The sequence below is a fragment of the Ensifer sp. 38_S197 genome, from assembly GCF_056924495.1.
This window is the reverse complement of the sequence record NZ_JBXOVZ010000001.1, coordinates 1,354,204-1,373,362: the sequence shown is the minus strand read 5'-3', so window position 1 is coordinate 1,373,362 and position 19,159 is coordinate 1,354,204. Positions and strand designations below refer to the sequence as shown.

Below are 19,159 nucleotides of genomic sequence, written 5' to 3'. Positions count from 1 at the left end.
AACTGATGTTATTGTGAAAGCGATGGCGTGTGGTAGCCATCGAGGGCTTCCTTGAATACCGAAGGCTCAACGTTGCCTCCGGAGACAATTACGATCACGTTCTTTCCGCGGACGGACTTCGGATCGTTCAGCAGCGCTGCGAGTGCAATCACACCTCCTGGCTCGGTCACCAGCCGCAGCTCCTCGAAAGCATACCGGATGGCGAACATGACCTCTTGATCGGAGGCGACCTTCACCTGTGAAATACCCCGGCGGTTGATCGAAAACGGCAGTTCGGCCGGTGTCGGCGCGAGGAGTGCATCGCAGATGGAGCCACTCAGGGCAGGATTGGTTTCACGCTTCCCGCTCGCCAATGACCGCTTGGTGTCGTCGAAACCCTTTGGCTCGACGGCCCAGATCTCCGCGCGCGAATCAGCCGCCCGAGCGGCCAGCCAGGTTCCTGCAGAGAGTCCGCCGCCGCCGCAGGGAACCATGATGGCATCAATCGCGACACCTGCCGCCTGCTCTAACGCTTCGGCGACAACGGTCCCTTGTCCAGCTATGATGTATGGATTGTCGCCTGGCGGTATGATTGCGACCGGCGCTCTTTCCGCAATCTCAGCGGCGATCTGTTCGCGGGATTGGGTCTGGCGATCATAAAGCACGACATCGGCACCGTTTTCCCGCGCCTTGTTAATTTTGATCGCGGGCGCATCGCTGGGCATGACGATGGTGGCCGGTATACCAAGCATCCGACCAACTGTTGCGATTGCCTGTCCGTGATTGCCGGTGGAGTAGGCAACAACGCCACCAGGATAGGCCGACCGGTCCAGACGCGAAAGGCAATTGAATGCGCCTCTGAACTTGAATGCGCCGGTGCGCTGCAGGTTTTCGCACTTGATGAAGACCGTCGCACCGGTCATCTGATCGAGCTTCTCGGACCGCAGCAACGGCGTACGGACTGCGACGCCGTCAAGCGTCCGTCGAGCGTCGAGGATGTCGTCGTATGTGGGAGTAATCAGACCGTTCATTTCAATGCACCAGAATACGAGAGAGAAAAAGACGCGCACGCTCGGAACTCGGCTCAGCAAAGAAACGCGCAGTTTCCGCCTCCTCGACAATCGCTCCGGTATCCATAAAGACCATTCGATCGGCGGCAGCTTTCGCAAAGCCCATCTCATGGGTGACGACGATCATCGTCATGCCTTCCTTTGCAAGCTCGGTCATGACGGCGAGCACTTCGCCGATCATCTCCGGATCGAGAGCTGATGTCGGCTCGTCGAAGAGCATGGCAATCGGGTCCATCGCTAGGGCGCGCACGATGGCGATGCGCTGTTGTTGGCCCCCGGAAAGCTGGGCTGGATATGACTGCTGTTTATCGAGGAGCCCGACCCGCTTAAGTAGGCCCTGGGCTTTGCTGACTGCTTCATCGCGGCTTCGTTTGAGGACATGGACCTGCGCGAGGCAGATGTTGTCTAGGACGGTTAGATGCGGATAGAGCTCGAAATGCTGGAATACCATTCCGACACGTGCACGAAGCTTTGCTGCCTCTTTACCCTTCGTGGCCAGAGCCTGACCGTCGATCGTCACGTGCCCGGACTGGAATGGTTCAATCCCGTTGAGGCATTTGACGAAGGTGCTTTTGCCTGACCCTGAGGGGCCGCAAACGACGACGACTTCTCCGCGCTGGATGGTCAGGCTGCAATCGTTCAAGACCTTCATTTGACCGTAACTTTTGGAGAGATTTTCAACCCTGATCATTTCACGCGAAGACATTGTGGTATCCAGTCGTAGGTTAAGAGAACCGCCGCGCCCATGCCGAGCTATCAAGCAAGGGTGGGATTGCGTTTCAGTCGCTCAGCGAGCGTGCTGCCAAGCGTACAAAGGATGAAGTAGACAACCGCTGCGAACACATACATCTCAACCATGCGGTTCTGCGTGTTCGCAACGATGCTCGCCGAGGTCATGAAATCGTGCAGGGAGACGACGTAGACCAACGACGTGTCCTGAAAGAGGATTACCCCTTGAGTTACCATCAACGGTACCATCTTGCGGAGCGCTTGGCAGATGGAGCTCAAGGACACCGCTCTGGTTTCCGTCACCGGCCTCGTCGAGCTGATGCGGACGATCGATGTCGGCGCCGGCTCCACGCGCAACCCGTTCCAGTTCTACCTCGTGGCCATCGCCCTTTTTCTGGTCATCACCGCGGCATCCAACCGGCTGTTCGAGCGTTCGGAGCAGCATTTCACGCGGCATGTAGCTCAAGGGGTACGGCCGATGAGGTGGGACGTCATCCTTAGAATGGCGAGCACGACGCCCGCGCCGACGGATGACACGGCAAGCTCCAAAGTTACTGGGACGACGCGAACCAGCTCGGGGAGGCAATCATGAACGCGGGGGATCGACCGCAATGCGCCGCGCAGAACTTCGGCGCTATAGGCGGCCGCGACGAGGATGATCGCAGAGATGCCGCTGACATGGAAATCACGGGCGCGGATCGAATTTGGATCGAAGCTGCTGAAGCGATCCACGGGATTTGGAAGAGCCTAGCTCTCGATGCGGCCGAGAGACAGCAATCGTTTGGGACCATTTCGCTGGATGTTCGAGATGCATCGACTGACGGTTCGGTAGCTCCCGTAAAGATGGGAAGCGGGCCAGCGGCAGAACCCGAATGAGTCGCCTCAAAAATAACCCCTTCTCTGCGTGAAGGGGTTAATAAGCCGCCCCGGGGAAGTTCTTGGGTCTAGAAGAGGGACGGCTTCCCATTATGGCCCAACTCGGCACTGCAATCAAACCGAGCGAGGATAAGCCCCACCTCCCCGTCTACCGTATGACTGGCATATCGTCAGCGCGAGCTCGTGCGGTCCGCACCTTACTTCGGATCGCGTTCTTGAAGGTGCTTGGGGCTTGAGTGCGGTCTGCCGGGCGAGTCCGACTGCGGAGCCCGGATGGCTTGCCGCTCTCTGCCGGATCCGTCGGGGGGCTGCAGCAGCTTGCGAAATTCATCCCGTTTCTCGTGAATCGATGCGATCACCCGGCCCATCGGGATGCCGATATCAACGGGCACTGCTTGCGAGAGCTGGAGGCTGGCTTCGATGGTCTCCGGCACTGCATCCGTGACTTTCAGCTCGTACAATTTCGTTGCGTGCAGCGCATCCCGCGCGCGGGCGACAATGGTCAGATCCGGCCGCTCCGCGCGTGCAGCGCGGACGATGGATTCGATCGCGTCGGCATTGTCCAAGGTCACGACAAGCGCGCGGGCGCTCTGAATTCCGCAACGTCGAAGCAACTCGATCCGGGTGGCATCGCCATAAAAGATCGTATGACCCCGCTCTCGCTCTCTGGCGACCAGCAGCGGATCGGCATCGATCGCCAGGAACCGTAGTTCGTGTCGTGTGAGCATTTCAGCGACCAATTGTCCGACGCGCCCATATCCGACGACGATCACCCGCTCCAGACCGTCGTGATGGTGAGGCGTCAATCCTGCGAAAGCAGCTTCATCCATATGGGCGTATGCGCCGCCGCGGCCGAGCATGCGGATCAGCAGCGGAATTCCCACCATCGTCAAAGTAGCCGCGACCGTGGCAGTGGCGCCCGCGTCACCAGGGACGACGTTACCTGCGACAGCCGCACCGATAAGGATCAGTGCGAACTCGCCGCCGGGCGCCAATACCACCGCCAACTCGCCGGCCCCCCGGTTTGGCAAGCCCATCAGGCGGGCGATCGGGAACAGGAGAACCGCCTTGATGGCAAAGAAACCGATCGCGACACCCACTGTTGGGATTGGGTTGGCAATGATCGCCGAAAGGTCCAGGCGGGCTCCCACCGAGACGAAGAAGAGGCCAAGCAGAAGGCCCTGGAAGGGCTGGATCGTCACCTCGATCTGCCGGCGATACTCGGTTTCGGCCAGCAGCAGCCCTGCGATGAAGGCGCCCAGGGCCATGGACTGGCCGCTGAGCGCCGTGACAAGGCCGGAGCCGATCACCACCAGGAGGCATGCAGCGACGAACAGCTCGCTGCTCCTTGTTGCCGCGACGAGCTTAAACAGGGGGCGAAGAATGAGACGGCCCAGCCCGGCCATTGCGATGATCGCAATGGCGGCAGGAGCCAGCGCATACAGCAAGCCGGCGCCGACCCCCGTCCCTTCACGTGCACCCAACATCGTCACCATGAACAGGAGAGGTGCCACAGCCAGGTCTTGGAAGAGCAGCACGGCGAAACTTGCGCGTCCAGCCGTGGTGTTCAGCAGTTTCCGCTCTACGAGCGAGGGTAGAATGATCGCCGTCGAAGACATCGCGAGCGCAGTGCCGAGCACCACCGCTGAAGCCGGAGTTTGACCGAGCAGGTACGTCACGGTCGCGAGGACCGCCGTCGAGGCGAGAACCTGCAATCCCCCCAATCCGAAGACCAGTCTGCGCATCAGCAGCAGACGCTTCCATGACAGCTCGAGCGCGATCATAAAGAGTAGGAATGCGACCCCGAATTCGGCCAGATGGGTGATCTGTCCGACATCCGTGATGGATACTGCAGAGAGCCACGGAACGTCTGGGGCGAGAGCGCCGAGACCGAAGGGGCCGAGAATAATGCCGGCGGCCAGAAATCCAAAGACCGGGCTCACCTTCAACCGCCCAAACAGAGGCACGATGACGCCCGCAGTCGCTAGAAACAGCAGAAGCTCCTTGTAATTTTCTGGTCCCGGCGTCATCGACAGCTCTCAAATTCCACTCAATACGAAAAGTCCGCAGCGCTTGTTCCCCGTGCCGATCCGTACCACCGCTCGCAACATCACACTTCGTCTCCTCTGGCGGATTCTACTCTCGTTTCAGGGGATAATGTCTCCGGTGCGATGACAGGTAAACTCGCCCATCTCCGAGACGGCAAGAACGACCGAGTCCATCAGACGCCGCAGGCGGCGCATGGCCGATTTCCGCCATACAACGGCACGTGCACCTTGTAGGCGGCAAGGTGCGACCCAACCGTCACCCGGGTGCAATCAGCACGCCACCCGCCGCGGCGACGAGCACGACGATCCATGATGGTGCTTTCCACGCCATCAACAGCACGAAGCAGGTGAGTGCGAGGGCGAACTGGCGCGTACCGACCACCGCGCTGGTGAACACTGGATCGTAGAGCGCCGCACCGAGAATACCGACGACGGCGGCATTGGCGCCCCTCATCAAGGCCTGCGCGCCTTGGCGTTTGCGAAAGCTGTCCCAGAACGGAACCACGCCGAGCAAGATCAAGAACCCCGGCAGGAAGATGGCAATCAGGGCGATGCTCGCCCCGACGAGACCGTTAGGCCCCGGCTCCAAAATTGCTCCCAGATAGACGGCGAAGGTGAAGAGCGGCCCTGGCACGGCCTGAGCCGCGCCATAGCCGGCCAAGAATTGGTCGTGACCGACCCAGCCGCTTCGCACCACCTCGTTTTCGAGCAGCGGCAGCACGACGTGGCCACCGCCGAAGACCAGCGAGCCAGCGCGATAAAACGAGTCGAATATTGCCAGCCCATGCAAGGACGTGGAGGGTGCGATGACCGGCAGTCCAAGCATCAGCGCGAAGAACAGGATGAGCGAAACTGCCCCGACCTTCGGTGAAACAGGGAAGTTGATGTGTCTGGTGATCTCTTCGTGGTGATGGCGGCAGAGCAGAGTGCCTGCCGCCGCGCCGGCGGCGATCGCAGCCACTTGACCGAGCGCGCCCGCCACGAGGACGACAATCAGCACCGCACCCAGCGCAATTGTCGCCCTTTCGCGGTCCGGACACAGGTTCCTTGCCATGCCCCAAACCGCCTGCGCCACGATCGCGACGGCGACGATCTTGAGACCGCTGATGATGCCGGTTCCGACCGACCCACCAAATGCCGCGGCGCCGTAGGCAAAGAGAACAAGGAGGATCGCCGATGGCAAGGTGAAGGCCGTCCACGCCGCAAGCGCGCCAAGCGGTCCGCCACGCAAAAGTCCTAAGGCAAAGCCCACCTGGCTTGACGCTGGGCCGGGCAGGAACTGGCTGAGCGCCACGAGATCGGCATAGCCCCTTTCGTCGATCCATTTGCGCCGCAGTACCAGTTCGTCGCGAAAATACCCGAGATGCGCGATCGGACCCCCGAAGGAGCTCAGGCCAAGCTTGAGAAATGCCACGAAAACCTCGGCCGCCGAGCCTCTGCTATGGCTTTCTTCGCTCGTCGCCCTGTCCGTCATCGCTTCATCACCTCTCCAGTAAATTCACGGATGCGCTCCTTGGCCAAAGCAAGGCCCGCGCGTCCCTTGTCGGTAATGGAATAGAGCTTGCGTACAACGCGGCCGTCGCGCTCCTCGCGCGAGGTGAGGTAGCCGTCACGCGCCATTTTGTGCAGCAACGGGTAGAGCGTGCCGGCCGACAAGCGATAGCCATGGCTTGCCAGCTCATCGATCATCCATTGGCCGTAGATCTCATGCTCGGCTGCATGATGCAGCACGTGCAGGCGCACAAGTCCGGAGAGGAGATCGTGGTGCTCCATTTTCAACGAACGCTTTTTCTCAGGCGCAACGTTTTCCGGCTGGGTCCTGGTCATGCCCGTTCCTTGATTCGTGGAGCGATCGGTTCGCTCTATCGATATACGATAGCGAAAATCGAGTATACTATACAGACGAAGATAGGGAATTGTTTTTGCTCGGCACTGTGGCCACTACTGACCGCCGGTGTGACGCTTTTCTGACGGGCCACTCCAGTGCCGGTCTTCCCAGTTCTGCCGGCAATCGCTGCCATAAAGCTGTTTAACTGCAGTACTTGAAATGTGATCTCGAGAAAGAAGGCTCGGAAAGAGCGAGGGCCTTCGCGAAGTGATGGCCCTTCGGACAAAAATACTTCGCAAGACCTTTTATCGAAGAAGATGCCATAAGGAGGACCGGCGAATGAAAGGTGTGCTCGATTTCGGCGGTTCGTCCGCACTCCGCTTCGTCCTCATTATGGGGGTCGTCAATCTCTTCGGCGACCTCACCTATGAAGGTGGCGCGGCGATCAATGGCCAGTTCCTTGGAATGCTCGGGGCAAGCGCCGCGGCAATCAGCGTCATTGCCGGCGCAGGGGAATTCCTTGGCTATGCGTTGAGGCCCGTCGCCGGCTGGGTCGCCGACCGGACTCGCGCCTATTGGGCGGTCACCTTCGCCGGCTATGCGATCAACCTCTGCGCCGTACCGGCGATGGCGCTGGCCGGGAGTTGGGAGCTTGCGGGAGCCCTGATCATTGCCGAACGGGTCGGACGGGCAATGCGCAAGCCGACGGTCGACGCGATGATCTCCTATACGACCGGCGAGCTCGGGCGAGGCTGGGCCTTCGGCCTCAACACTGCCCTGGATGAGGCGGGAGCGACCTTGGGGCCGTTGATCGCCGCTCTCATTCTATTCCTGCGCGGAGACTATCGCACCGCCTACGCCCTTTTAACCATTTCGGTCGTGCTGGCAATCATCGCGCTCGTCGCTGCGCGGCTGACGTTCCCGCTTCCCGAGCGATTGGAGCAGGGCCGCACCGCCACGGCGTGGAAGCTCGGCTTGCCCTATTGGCTTTACATGGGCGCCGGCGCGCTGTTCGCGGCCGGGTTATTGAGCTACGAGCTCGGTGCGTATCACCTTGAGCGGACCAGGACTGTTCCGTCCGAATGGATCCCGGTCCTGCTTGCCTTCGCCACCGGGTCAGGGGTGCTCGCCAACCTTATCCTCGGCAGGCTGTACGACTGGTCGGATAAGCTGGCGCTCATCGCGGGAATCGTGCCGTCGGCCTGCTTCGCCGGTGCTGCTTCAGGGCGGTCTCGCCGCGGCGCTCATCGCAATGCCCTTATGGGGCATCGGTTATGCGGTCCAGGACACGCTGCTGAAGGCGATTATCGCCGGGTTGCTGCCGGAAGGCCACCGCGGCTTGGCCTTCGGTTTATTCTATACGGCCTATGGCGGAGGTTGGCTGTCGGGCAGCATCGCGATGGGCTTGCTGTATGATCGATCGACGCTGGCGCTTGCCGTCTTCGTGGCCGCGGCGCAGCTTGCCTCGCTTCCGATGTTTCTCCTAGCGAGAGCCAAAACGAGCCATCAGACGCGGTCAGACCTCTCGCACTAGCGAGATTCCGACCTGCCAGTCTCCGCCAGCCTGGCGGTCACCGGACCGACGAACCGGCGCATGACGCTCGGCAACGTCAACGTGGTTTACGGTCCAGTGCCGCCGCTGACAGCACCTGGCCTACAAAGTCACGTGCTGCCAGAAAATCCTCGGCCGCATCCAGCCTTCGCGGGCACTTGTCGACCGGGGCGCGGGGTCGCTATCAGAAGAAGTTCACACCGTGCGGTCCGACATATTCTATCTTATATCCCCGCGCTCGCGCGTTTCCCATGAACCCGTTCGCACCGATCAGATCGGTTCGGAGGACATTTTCAAGGGAGAATCCGGATGGTAATTGGCTCGCAGCCATCTCACGGCGCGATCGGATAAGGCTGAGATTTCCCACGAACGGTCAACCGCCCTTTGGACGCGAAAATCAACACCCTCGGTGCGTCGCGTAGCAAAGTCGCTTTGATGGCCACTATCGGCCCGCGCCTCGCTTGAACCGACTGAATGATCCATGATTCTCCTCCACGCCTTCTTTGGGCTTTTCCTCGTGAATTTCCTTGAGAGGCACTTCGATGTGAGCGCATCCGCCCTTTGAACCTGCGAGCAGGCGCCTGCGACAGTCATCCGGGTGCGTTTGTGCAAATGGATCGCACATTCACCAATTCTATACTACCGTAAATGGGTGAGGGTCTGGGCGGATTCATCGTCTAGGTGCGGCCTGCGCCCCGTGATTGAGGAGATCGACGGTGGCGGTGGATTTGCGATCGCTGTCGGCCAGAAGCTTGTCTTCCGGATACGCACCGTGTGGGATCAACAGCGTCACAAAGCCGATCCTGATGGAGCGGAGTTTCGCCGAATTCAGCCTTGGACAGCGGCCCGTTGAAGTTCTTGATTAGAGAGGCAAGGGCGGGCTCATCGACGAGAAGCGCTGCATCCTCCTTGGATAGCCAGGCCAATTTCCTCTCGCCCTTTTCAGGCCAGCTTGGCCGGTGCTTTTTCACCTCCAGCGGATAAACAAGCACTTGAAGCCGTTCAAATTTCCCGTCGCCGCGCTTCCAATATGTGTAGTTTCCAGTCGGCTTGCGCGCCACTTTGCCGACAACGCCAGCCTCCTCGTAGGCCTCCATGGCAGCAGCGTCTGATCGCTTCTGGCCCTTCTTTCGCCATCCCTTCGGGATGATGAACCGGCTGGTCTCGCGCGAGGTGATCAAGAGGACTTCAATAAAATTGGAGTCTGAAATGCGAAACGGGAGTGCCGCCACTTGTTGTCGCAGCGTGGACTCGTCCGTTGAGCGATTCTTCTCTTTCTTTGCCATTCGCGGGAAACTTTAATGGAGCGAACCAAGCGAGGCAAACCCTTGTCTGATGATGGAATTGATGCCTCCCGACGGGGCACATAAGGTGGCCATGCCCCGAGGACCCGACGATACATAATGCGATCTTCTAAAAACGGACTGGTACATTCTAACTTGAAATGCGACATGCCAATGATTTCAATGGTTTCACTTTGGACATTTTGGCATGTCCCGACGCTATTCGCAGCTGAATCTGGCCGATCGACGCCGCCTCCTCCACTTTGTCGAACGCAAGCTGCCACCCAAAGAAATGGCGCGCGAACTCGGTCGTCATCGATTCGACGATCTATCGTGAGATCCGACGCAACCCCTTCCACGACCGCGAGCTGCCCGACTATAGCGGCTACTTCCCAACGGTCGCTGACGGTATCCGCAAAGAGCGGCGGCAGCGTTTAAGGAAGCTTGTGCGGCCCCCGCATTTGCGCGAACTGATGATCGAGCAGCTGAAGGCGCTTTGGTCCCTGAAACAGATCGCCGGTCGTCTGCTCGCCGATGGCGTGAGCCTTGCAAGGAGGGGCCGTCCACATATGTCCGCAGTCGGCGCTGGGCCGCTGCTCTATGGGGTCTGCTGAGGACCGGTTGGCCAATCCTTTAGAGGCGCCGTCACCGCGTGCCAATGATCAGGTGTCTTCCGCCGAGAGCGTCATCAGCGGCAAGTCACACACCATGTATCGAACTGTGCTGCCGCACCGCTCATTAAATCAAATCGGTAACGCCCATCACTGTCAGGCCGCACATTCTTGCCCTTGTCTGATCCGCCCCTAGATGGCCAGAGCATGGATACACGACGAACATCAGGCGTTTCACGCGCGAGCGAGTTTCAGCGCCCGCCCAACGATTGCCCCCGACGGTCGTCAGCGAAGTCGATCGTCTTCTTGCGGGACGCACACGCGATATTCGCCTTAATGCGGAACTTGCCCGGCTCTTCCACGCGCGGTCGTGGCCATAGGCGTCGAAGATTATCCGTGCCTGGATGATGTGGGTGGTGGTCCTCGACGTCCTGACGCTGGCAGTCAAGGCCGCCTTGCTTCAGTCTGAAGTCGTCATGAAGATGCTTCTGCCGGCGTCGATTCTGCCCCCCGCAGCAATCCTCACTGCGATCGTATTTCAGAAACCGCGCGGGACTTGGATCGAGGGCGTAGCGCTCCACGTTGGTGTGTTTTTGATCCTGCTTTCGGTCGCGCTGGTCGGCGTAAATACGGGAGGCGAATATTACGAGCGACACCTTACGATCATGCTTTTTGTCGCCGTGACCGCGATCATCATATTCCCCGTCCCGCTCGAACGGTCGATTGCAATCGCCGTCTTCGCGCTCGGTCTTTATCTTGTCTTCCAGATGCAAAATCCGGAAATTACCGCCGAGAATGCTCTGGCCGGTGCGTTCTTCTTCGCAAGCGGGGTCGTCGCGACCGTTATTGCGCGCAGGACTGCAGGCATCCTGGCGCACAAGACCTTTCTGCTCGAACTACGCGACCGGTCTCGTCTTGGCGAATTGACGGACGCAAATTCGCGGCTCGAGCTGGTGGCCCGAACTGAGGTGGGGATCAAGCTGCTTGGCGTCAGCAGTTGTTCGAACCGGAGGCGTCAACGTGTTGGCGCTGCCCGCGCTCTGGATCAAGGTATATCAAGTGACGACGAAACCTGGCTAACCCGCTTATGGCGCCAGGCATCCGCCCTGCGGCCGAGCCCGCCGGCCTCGGTCCAGAGTAGACTGCGGCCCAAGCCTCAGTGCATCGGGAACTCGCCTTGAACGCTGCGCCACTCGCTGGGACCGATCAGCCGCCGGTGGGTATAACGGACGGAATATAACGGGCCATCGAGGTTGGATCACCAAAATCCAGAAACTTGTGCATTTGGGGGAAATCAGGGGCTATGCCGTAGTCCTGCCAGACATAGGTCTGCAGAACGCTCTCGTAATCCGGAATGCGGTAAAGGATATGCGCGGTGGTAAGACCATAGCCGGCAAGCTCACGTTCAAAATCCGATGAAAATCGCATGCTTCATCTCCGTTTGACTGCCGCTGTGAAGATCACCCAAGTTTTCCGAATATTTAATTCGAAATCAAACGACGTAGCCGCAATTGTTGTTCCTTTTCCGAGCGTTAGCCGCCACCTCGTGAGAGTGCAAATTTTTTCCACACGCCCTCTTGCTTATCCCGGTTGCCGCACTGTCTGGCTGACAGAACGCTGACGGAAAATCTTGTCGTTCTTCAGGTGGTCATCAGGACGGCGGGGCATTCTTGCAACCGTAGATGATGGCAACCGAGGAGTTGAACCCATGAGAAAGTCTATCGTAATGCTCGCCTTGCTGGCGGCGCTGCCGGCGGGTGGGGCCCTGGCCGGAGAGACATGCGACGTCGCGCCCGAAAAGAGGCAATCCTTCGAAGCCCTGGCACGGCTTGTAAGCGACTTCGAATGGACCGTCGACAAGATGAAGATCGACGACGGCTGCTACGAGCTTCGAGTCACTGATGCGAGCCGCAACGTTCTCAAGGTAAAGATCGACCCTGTGACGTTGGAAGTTGTCGATGGGACAGTCAAACGCTTCGGCAATGATCCCGACGCGGCTATCAGCAGGACAAAGCATAAGGCCGTGCGCAACTGAGCAGGTTCAATTATGCGACGAAGGCATTCATGGTGATGCGTGGATGCCTTCGTCAATCACCAGATGGCAGCACGGCAGTTCTGAGATTCTCTACTTTCCTGCGGAGAATCTGACCTCAAAACCGTCCTGCCGCCCCTCTCTAGGTGAGTTCAGTTCGAGCTTGCCGCCCGTACCGGTGGTGATCGCCTTGGCGATAGCTAGGCCGAGCCCTGCGCCGTCCGCCTGGGAATGGCCCCGCTCGAAGGGCTCGGACAGGCGCGACAGCATCTCCGCCGACACAGCCGGCCCGGCATTTGCGACATGTAGCACTCCCTCGGCCGATAGCGCCACGCGGACCGGTTCCGCCGGATCCCCATGCTTTAGAGCGTTTTCGATAAGGTTGCGCGCCAGAACGGCGAAGGCATCAGGATCGATAGCGGCAGGCACCGGTTCGTCGGGAATCGTCAACTCGATCCGGCCGGCTGTATTTGCATGTCCGCCGAATTCACTGACGACCATGCGAAGGATGGCGGCGATGTTGACGGGCTTCTCCGCCAGAAGGCGGCCGCCTTCGGCTCTTGCGAGCTGCATCAGCTTCTCGGCCAGCCTTGAAAGACGCCGCAAGGCGCTTTCCATATCGCTCGCTCGCTCGCGGGCAGTTTCGTCTGGAGCCTCGATGATCATCCTTTGCGCCTGTGCCAACGCAGCGGCGACAGGCGTTCGCAGTTCATGAGCGGATTTTGCCGCCAGCGTTCGTTCGGCCTGCAATGTCCGCTTCAACCGCTCAAGAAGCCGGTTCACCGACTGAGCGACGGGTTCGATCTCCGAGGGCAGATTGTCGACCTTCACGGGGTTGAGATCGCCGCCGCGCACTTCGATTTCTGACCGAAACGATCGGATCGGCGCCATCGACAGCCGGACGATGACCCAGACACCGACGAGGCTGAGAGGAACGATTAGGCCGAGCGGCAGAGCGAGGCCTAGCGCGGTGTGCTCGGCGACCATTCGGCGAATCGAAAACGGCTCGGCGACGGTGATCGTAAGGCTCTCCTGCAAAGCAGAGTCAGAGTAGAGGCGATGCGTCGGCGTATCGGTGAACCCCATCTCCGAGAATGGCGGGAAGATCGTAGGGTCTGCTTTGTGCGAGAGCAGCAGCACCTTACCCGACGCATCGCGCACGACGTAGGTGAAATATTCGTCATGCTGGCGAAGTGTCGCGACGCGCTGATCCGTATCGCCGGCATCACGCGAGAGGATTTCGAGCGCAGCAAGCGGCAGAATCCGTTGGGCGGTCTCCTCCAGCGCACTATCGAAAACCTCATCCATTTCATGATGCAACCTATAGGCGGTAGCCACGGCAGCGACCGTCCAGAGCATCGTGATGCCCAGGCCGAGCCAGAGCGAAAGACGCCATTGCAGGCTGCGCGGGCGCATTATCGCGCGCTTCCGAGGCGGTATCCGATGCCGCGCACCGTGTCGATCACCGAATGGCCGAGCTTCTTGCGCAGCCGGCTGACATGGACCTCGATCGTGTTGCTCTCGACCTCAGCCCCGAAAGCATAGAGCCGGTCTTCAAGCTGGGTTTTGGTCAATGCGATACCGGGCCGTTGCAGGAATGTCTCGAACAGCGCCCATTCCCGGCCGGTCAGTTCGACGCTGTGTTCGCTGCGTTTTACGGTTTTGGCGGCGAGATCGATGCGCAGGTCGCCGATCTCGACGAGGGGATTGGGATTGCCGCTATACCGCCGCGCCACTGCATTCAGCCGCGACGACAATTCCGAAAGATCGAACGGCTTGATCATGTAGTCGTCAGCGCCCGCGTCGAGCCCCTCGATGCAGTCGGATATCTGGTCGAGCGCCGTCAGGATGATGACCGGCGTGACGCTTCCCTCCGCGCGCAGTTTTCGCAGGAAGCCGATGCCCAGGCCGTCGGGGAGCATCAGGTCAAGAAGAATGAGGTCGTAGGCGGTGCTGTTGATATGATCGCGTGCGGCGTCGAGCCGTGTCACCCAATCGACGGAATGTCCGGCGGCGATGTGGTCACGAACGGCTTTTCCGAGGATTACATCGTCTTCAACGAGCAAAACACGCATCGTGCGATCGGCCTCCTAGTCTGTTGTGTTCCTAAGATCTGAAGCTGACGAGCTGCTGAAGGAGCATTTCCCGCTCCTTCAGCAGTTCGTCAGATTAGCATGCCACTTTCGCGGTCAGATCACGTTGATCAGGAACAATCAGATGTTAAAGCAGATGGCGGCGGCGGTCCTCTTTCTGGCTTTTGCCGGAGCAGGTATCGCAAGCGCGGACGATGATTGCGGCGTTCCGATGGAGCAGTGGCAGCCACGCGAGGCGGTGCAGACGATGGCCGCCGGCGAGGGGTGGACTGTCGCGCGGATCAGGATCGACGACGGTTGCTACGAGGTGCGCGGAACGGACAGAACCGGTAGCGCCTTCAAGGCCAAAATCGATCCGGCAACGCTCGAAATCGTCACGTTCCGCCACAAGGATCGGGATCACGATCGGCACGGATCAAGGCGCGAATGAGTCCGGAATAGGGAAGCGGACACTACCGGCGAGGCACCTGCGGACGGTCTGCTTGAGACGAACACGCGGAAGCAATCCGTTTTGAAGTAACCAATTTGCCGCTCGTCCATTTTGGATGCGGCTTGTTCGAAGGAACCTCGACATGACCGATAATTCCCAGCGTTTTCCCATGAGCGTGATCGTCATCCACTGGCTAACCGCCGTTCTGGTGCTGGCCGCCTGGTTCACAGCCGAGGGCGGTCGCAAGATCGTCGAGAACCCGCCTTTGTTGCATTTCACGCTTGGGCTTTTGGTTCTCTTCCTGGTGCTGCCCCGGTTGGTACTGCGGCTGACTGGCGGCACACCGCGAGCCGACACACAAGGTTGGCTCGCGTTGGCTGCAAAAGCCGGCCACGCTCTACTTTATCTGTTCCTGATCGCGCTGCCGATCACCGGCTGGTACGCCGCATCGCGCATGGGCATTCCGGTATCGCTGTTCGGCTTGGAGCTTCCCGCGCTTACGGCAGCCGTTCAGGGGCGGCCGGGCCTGATCGCCGAATTGCACGAAAATGCCGGCACCATCATCCTGATCCTCGCCGGCCTGCACGCCCTGATGGCCGTCTGGCATCAGTTCGCCCTGCGGGACGGGACATTGCGCCGGATGTCTCTGCGTTGAGTGAAGAGCGTCGCAAAGAAAGCCCTGCCGTTCCTGGCGGGGCATACTGACAGGCTCCGTCTTAGATTGCAGCAGCCCCTCTATTGTCGCGAAAGTGCCGAAACCTGCCACACCCTACCGGCGCGAATTATTCTCGATTACAGGCAAAACAACCGGGCAATGCTGCTCCTTCTTCGTCTGGAATATATCCGCATGCACTTATCCAGCGTCGTGCGGTTGGCCTCATAGACCCATCCGGCCGTCACAATGTCCTGCGGCCGGCGCTGACGCGATCCTTCCCCATGACGGGAGTGGGAAAAAGGTGGGGGTAAGAAGTTTCGGGTAAGCAAGTGCCTTTTCTGAAGGGGCATTCTTCGGCGGTCGCAATTAAAGATGATCATCACGGTCGAGCTTGTTGGCATTGACGGCGTGTCGCAGCGTTGCGAAATTGCCAAGGTCGACCGATCTCTCGATGGGGCCCGTCTCAACGATTTTGGCCTCTCCCTCGAAGAAGCCAAGGAATAGCGCACATAGCCGTCAGTCGCGGCTTCTACCTCGCTGAGCGCGGAATCGAGATCCTGCCCGGTCAGCAACCGCCCGTCGGTCTCGACCGTGAAGGAGAGTGCCAAAGGCAGGCCAAGGTCGCGCGCCCCGTTGATCATGCCGATGGCCTCGCCGGGATGGGTAATGGTGAAGGCGGACACGATGTCCACAGCTTCCTCGGCAAAGGTCTCCAACTGGGCGCTGTGCAGGCGGGCCGCTTCGGTCGGGGTCAAAAGCTGCTCAGGTGCGTAGCCATCGCCTGCCGGCCCCAGCACCCCCTCAATCAGGATATGGTCACGCCAGGGATGGGCGCTCCGCAGATCGCAGGCAAAAGCGATGGCGCGTCGGTTGACGTCCCGAATCCCGGCATCGTCGAGCCCGAGCTTCGGCCCCAGCCGCCGTTGGCACGCCAGGTCGGCGTGCCCAACACAAAGTCCCGCGCCACGCCCTGGGCCAAGTCGAAGTACGAAACCGCGTAGCGCCGAAGCATCTCGCGTCCCTCTGAGCTGTCGAGCAGGACGAAGGAGGCGAACAGCGGCATTTCGGCGCCTTCGTGGAAGATCAGATCCGCATCCATGCCCCCGTCGCTGATGAATGGGTCTGGCGACGAAAACAGGCGATCAAGAATACCCATGATATTCACCCCCGAAGAAAACCACTGTAGCAAACTCTGACGGCGCGGGCGAACTTCGTGGCGGGGCGCGGCCGACGACCAGACGTCGGACTTATCACTGGCCCCGAATTCCCGTTAGACGGCCTCCGTCGAAGGGATACAAATCACGCGCAGGCAAAAACGGATCAAATGCCGGCCAAAACGTCACGCCATTTTCCGGAGTGAACGCAGGTGGTTGGCTAACATCTGCCTTCACAATTGCTTTAGTGCCCCGAATTCGGCGTGACTGACGAGGGTGAGCTAGTCGCGCGAGTCGGACGGTGAGCGCCTTTACCTAGGCTGCCCGCTTCGTCGCCAGCCGGTTGAACAGCCCCTTGAGCTCGGGCTCGGCAACGAGCGCGGCAGCCTCCGCTGGCGGAAGCCATGCAAGCTTTCTCTGCCGGCGTTCCGGGAAATTCTTGCTTGTCCGCTTTACCTTCACAAGGTGGACTTCGACGAGCGAAGGCAGCTTGCGACCGTCATCCAGAGCCTTGATGTAGCTGAAGTAGCCAAAGACTCGCTTCTTGGCGCGTCCCTTGACTCCGGCCTCCTCCCAAGCCTCCTGTTGGACAACCTTGTGAGGAGCGCGGCCCTCCATCGGCCATCCCTTCGGAATACTCCAGCGTCGGGTGTCGCGCGTCGTAATTAGCAAAACCTCGCATCGCCCGGCGCGATCTTTTCGTATACAGATTGCGCCAAACTGCTCGATCGCGCCCCCACTAATTATGGTCTGCACGTGCTGCGTCAGTCGGGAGAGGTGTCTCAGAGCTCTCTTCATAACAACAAATCTGGAGCCAATAGTGATTCTCGGCAAGAGATTGGGTAGCCCTGCTTTTGGCGGATGAGAACCAGCACCCTCCGCGCTAGACAAATCATCTAACTCGCCCTGCCAAGATAGGGCTGGCGCTCGATTTCAGCCAACTTCTGGGACTGCCTGAGCCGAAGGATATCCTTTCGCGTCACCAGACCCAGCAGGACGCCGGAAACCGGATCGGTGATGGGAACGCGCGCAGCGTCGCTCGTAATCATGATATCGGCGATATGGCCGACCGTGTCGTCCGGGTGCCCCACGGGGATCGATGCGTCGGATATTCTGTCTTTCAGCAGCTCGGGTCCGACCTCCGGCTCCCGCTGCCACTGCAGCACGTCACCGCGGGAAACAATGCCGATCAGCACGTTGCCCTCCCCGACAACCGGATAGGTTCGGTGCGCGTTTTCCAGAGCAAAGTGCGAAGAGACCTCGGCCACACTCATGGTCGCCTGGAACGTATCGACGGCATTGACCATGATGTCACGGGCACGGGTGGCCTCGAACGGATCGACGCCATATTCGCGGCTGATGTGCTGGCCACGACGGGCAATCTTCTCCGTCAATATCGAGCGCCGTAGCAAAAGGACGGTCACCGCGTAGGCCGCGATGGTCGCGGCGAGCAAGGGGATGAGGGTGCCGAGATCACCAGTGATCTCGATGGCAAAGAACGTTCCGGTGAGCGGCGCCCGCATCGTTCCGCCCATCATCGCCGCCATGCCAAGGAGCGCCCAGAAGCCAGGATCACCCGGCAGCGCCAGGCCCACAAGCCATCCAAGCGCACCACCGAGGATCAGCAACGGTGCAAGCACGCCGCCTGACGTACCGGAGGAAAGCGCGATCAGCCATATGGTGGCTTTGACCAGAAGGATGGTGACTACGGTCGATGCCGGCAGGCTGTCATGCAGCAAACCTTCGATGACGTCGTAGCCGACGCCAAGAGCGTGCGGTTCGAACAGTCCACCGAGCCCGACGGCGAGACCACCAAGGGCCGGCCACCACATCCAATGAACAGGCAGGCGCTCGAACAGATCCTCGATCTTATAGAGAAGGGTCGTCAGCAGGCCGGACTGAAGCCCGGCGACGATGCCGACTCCGGCACACAGGGCGATCCCCCACCAGGGAAGATTCAATTGGAAATGCGTGGGAAACAGCGGGCCTTTGTCGAAGAGTAGCGGGCGCCAGGAAATTGCGACGCAGGCGGAAACGGCAACGGGAATGAAACTGCGCGGCTTCCATTCAAAAAGCAGCAGTTCGACTGCAAGCATGACGGCGGCAAGTGGAGAACCGAAAATTGCCGTCATGCCCGCGGCCGCGCCGGCAACCAGCAAGGTTTTCCGTTCCGCGGCGCTCATGTGGAAGAACTGTGCAAACAAAGACCCTATCGCCCCACCGGTCATGATGATCGGCCCTTCGGCGCCGAACGGTCCACCCGTTCCAATCGAAAGCGCCGACGACAGGGGTTTCAGAACCGCGACCTTCGCCGACATTCGACTGCCGCCGATGAGGATGGCCTCGATGGCTTCCGGTATGCCGTGACCGCGGATCTTTTCCGAGCCAAAGCGCGCCATAAGGCCGATGACAAGCCCGCCGACGACAGGGATGAAGATCATCCAGGGCGAGAAAACCACCTCGGCAATTCGCGCTTCCTGGATGCTTATCCGTCCAAACCAGACGGCATTGGTTACAAGTGCGATCAGGTTGACGAGGAACCAAGCGGCAAAGGCGCCACCGCTTCCAACGATCACCGCCATCCCGATCAGCAAAAGCACGCGCTTGTCAGTGGTGAAGTCGCCGGCTTCGCGGCGCGCGAGGCCGCCCATGAAATCGTGCTGGCGCGACGGAGAGAGTTTCATTCGCATCAAAAGAGACCTGAGGTGAGGGAACCGTTGATTTTCGACATCGCAAATATATCGCATCACGATATTAATCAAGCGACGTTGGCAGACCCGGCCTTCGACGGTATGGAGGTAGCCAGCGAAACACTTCTG

At 59.9% G+C, this 19,159-nt stretch carries 18 protein-coding genes and 4 pseudogenes; 8 read left to right on the top strand and 14 right to left on the bottom strand.

Annotated features, from left to right (window positions below):
* Nucleotides 1–8: 8 nt before the first annotated feature.
* The 3 genes from AC1Z3V_RS06365 to AC1Z3V_RS06355 all read right to left on the bottom strand — a co-directional run bounded on the left by AC1Z3V_RS06365 (nt 9) and on the right by AC1Z3V_RS06355 (nt 1,976).
* Nucleotides 9–1,010, bottom strand: coding sequence for a threonine ammonia-lyase (locus tag AC1Z3V_RS06365; RefSeq protein ID WP_483497879.1), 1,002 nt, complete (start codon nt 1,008–1,010; stop codon nt 9–11).
* A 1-nt stretch (nt 1,011) separates the two neighbouring features.
* Nucleotides 1,012–1,740 (bottom strand): amino acid ABC transporter ATP-binding protein, encoded by a 729-nt coding sequence (locus AC1Z3V_RS06360; protein WP_483499572.1) that lies wholly within the window; start codon nt 1,738–1,740, stop codon nt 1,012–1,014.
* 65 nt (nt 1,741–1,805) lie between these two features.
* Entirely contained in the window at nt 1,806–1,976 is a 171-nt protein-coding gene (locus AC1Z3V_RS06355; protein WP_483497878.1) for a hypothetical protein, read from the bottom strand.
* Between the two features lie 70 nt (nt 1,977–2,046).
* On the opposite strand from AC1Z3V_RS06355, the gene AC1Z3V_RS06350 reads away from it, so the two are divergent.
* Both AC1Z3V_RS06350 and AC1Z3V_RS06345 read left to right on the top strand, forming a co-directional pair.
* Nucleotides 2,047–2,370, top strand: coding sequence for a hypothetical protein (locus AC1Z3V_RS06350; RefSeq protein ID WP_483497877.1), 324 nt, complete (start codon nt 2,047–2,049; stop codon nt 2,368–2,370).
* A complete protein-coding gene (locus AC1Z3V_RS06345) occupies nt 2,367–2,654 on the top strand; it encodes a hypothetical protein (protein WP_483497876.1) in 288 nt (95 codons plus the stop codon). The genes AC1Z3V_RS06350 and AC1Z3V_RS06345 overlap by 4 nt, the downstream gene beginning before the upstream one ends.
* Nucleotides 2,655–2,851: 197 nt before the next feature.
* Here the strand turns inward: AC1Z3V_RS06345 and AC1Z3V_RS06340 are convergent, their stop codons facing one another.
* From AC1Z3V_RS06340 to AC1Z3V_RS06330, 3 genes are all read right to left on the bottom strand, one after another.
* Nucleotides 2,852–4,684, bottom strand: coding sequence for a cation:proton antiporter domain-containing protein (locus AC1Z3V_RS06340; RefSeq protein ID WP_483497875.1), 1,833 nt, complete (start codon nt 4,682–4,684; stop codon nt 2,852–2,854).
* A gap of 274 nt (nt 4,685–4,958) precedes the next feature.
* Complete coding sequence (gene chrA, locus AC1Z3V_RS06335; RefSeq protein WP_483497874.1) at nt 4,959–6,176, bottom strand: chromate efflux transporter; 1,218 nt, start codon at nt 6,174–6,176, stop codon at nt 4,959–4,961.
* A complete protein-coding gene (locus AC1Z3V_RS06330) occupies nt 6,173–6,529 on the bottom strand; it encodes a PadR family transcriptional regulator (RefSeq protein ID WP_483497872.1) in 357 nt (118 codons plus the stop codon). Before AC1Z3V_RS06330 ends, chrA begins: the two co-directional genes overlap by 4 nt.
* Before the next feature lie 340 nt (nt 6,530–6,869).
* Here AC1Z3V_RS06330 and AC1Z3V_RS06325 point away from each other — a divergent pair, with 340 nt between their 5' ends.
* Nucleotides 6,870–7,946, top strand: a complete 1,077-nt coding sequence (locus AC1Z3V_RS06325) for an MFS transporter (protein WP_483497871.1) — start codon at nt 6,870–6,872, stop codon at nt 7,944–7,946.
* Between the two features lie 813 nt (nt 7,947–8,759).
* Here AC1Z3V_RS06325 and AC1Z3V_RS06320 read toward each other — a convergent pair.
* On the bottom strand, nt 8,760–9,368 hold the full coding sequence (locus AC1Z3V_RS06320; protein WP_483497870.1) for an NUDIX hydrolase: 609 nt from the start codon (nt 9,366–9,368) through the stop codon (nt 8,760–8,762).
* Nucleotides 9,369–9,573: 205 nt separating this feature from the next.
* On the opposite strand from AC1Z3V_RS06320, the pseudogene AC1Z3V_RS06315 reads away from it, so the two are divergent.
* Nucleotides 9,574–9,919 (top strand): annotated as a pseudogene (locus AC1Z3V_RS06315) (transposase); the annotation flags it as partial.
* Nucleotides 9,920–10,183: 264 nt separating this feature from the next.
* A pseudogene (locus AC1Z3V_RS06310) lies at nt 10,184–10,989 on the top strand (GGDEF domain-containing protein); the annotation flags it as partial.
* Between the two features lie 143 nt (nt 10,990–11,132).
* Here AC1Z3V_RS06310 and AC1Z3V_RS06305 read toward each other — a convergent pair.
* A pseudogene (locus AC1Z3V_RS06305) lies at nt 11,133–11,404 on the bottom strand (usg protein).
* A 298-nt stretch (nt 11,405–11,702) separates the two neighbouring features.
* Between AC1Z3V_RS06305 and AC1Z3V_RS06300 the strand changes: the two are divergent.
* On the top strand, nt 11,703–12,011 hold the full coding sequence (locus AC1Z3V_RS06300; RefSeq protein WP_483497868.1) for a PepSY domain-containing protein: 309 nt from the start codon (nt 11,703–11,705) through the stop codon (nt 12,009–12,011).
* Nucleotides 12,012–12,101: 90 nt separating this feature from the next.
* Here the strand turns inward: AC1Z3V_RS06300 and AC1Z3V_RS06295 are convergent, their stop codons facing one another.
* Nucleotides 12,102–13,427, bottom strand: a complete 1,326-nt coding sequence (locus AC1Z3V_RS06295) for a sensor histidine kinase (RefSeq protein ID WP_483499570.1) — start codon at nt 13,425–13,427, stop codon at nt 12,102–12,104.
* On the bottom strand, nt 13,424–14,083 hold the full coding sequence (locus AC1Z3V_RS06290) for a response regulator transcription factor (protein WP_483497867.1): 660 nt from the start codon (nt 14,081–14,083) through the stop codon (nt 13,424–13,426). The genes AC1Z3V_RS06295 and AC1Z3V_RS06290 overlap by 4 nt, the downstream gene beginning before the upstream one ends.
* Nucleotides 14,084–14,225: 142 nt before the next feature.
* On the opposite strand from AC1Z3V_RS06290, the gene AC1Z3V_RS06285 reads away from it, so the two are divergent.
* Together AC1Z3V_RS06285 and AC1Z3V_RS06280 are read left to right on the top strand one after the other, a co-directional pair.
* Nucleotides 14,226–14,531: a PepSY domain-containing protein gene (locus AC1Z3V_RS06285; protein ID WP_483497865.1), complete on the top strand. Its 306-nt coding sequence runs from the start codon at nt 14,226–14,228 to the stop codon at nt 14,529–14,531.
* 142 nt (nt 14,532–14,673) lie between these two features.
* Nucleotides 14,674–15,186: a cytochrome b gene (locus AC1Z3V_RS06280; protein ID WP_483497863.1), complete on the top strand. Its 513-nt coding sequence runs from the start codon at nt 14,674–14,676 to the stop codon at nt 15,184–15,186.
* A 581-nt stretch (nt 15,187–15,767) separates the two neighbouring features.
* On the opposite strand, the pseudogene AC1Z3V_RS06275 reads toward AC1Z3V_RS06280, so the two are convergent.
* The 4 genes and pseudogenes from AC1Z3V_RS06275 to AC1Z3V_RS06260 form a co-directional block, all read right to left on the bottom strand.
* Nucleotides 15,768–16,028 (bottom strand): annotated as a pseudogene (locus tag AC1Z3V_RS06275) (homocysteine S-methyltransferase family protein); the annotation flags it as partial.
* Nucleotides 15,992–16,342 carry a hypothetical protein gene (locus AC1Z3V_RS06270; protein ID WP_483497862.1) on the bottom strand — a complete coding sequence of 117 codons (351 nt, stop codon included), beginning with the start codon at nt 16,340–16,342 and terminating at the stop codon, nt 15,992–15,994. The gene AC1Z3V_RS06270 and the pseudogene AC1Z3V_RS06275, both read right to left, overlap by 37 nt.
* 313 nt (nt 16,343–16,655) lie before the next feature.
* Entirely contained in the window at nt 16,656–17,138 is a 483-nt protein-coding gene (locus AC1Z3V_RS06265) for an NUDIX hydrolase (RefSeq protein WP_483497861.1), read from the bottom strand.
* Between the two features lie 98 nt (nt 17,139–17,236).
* Nucleotides 17,237–19,030 (bottom strand): chloride channel protein, encoded by a 1,794-nt coding sequence (locus AC1Z3V_RS06260; protein WP_483497860.1) that lies wholly within the window; start codon nt 19,028–19,030, stop codon nt 17,237–17,239.
* Nucleotides 19,031–19,159: the final 129 nt, after the last annotated feature.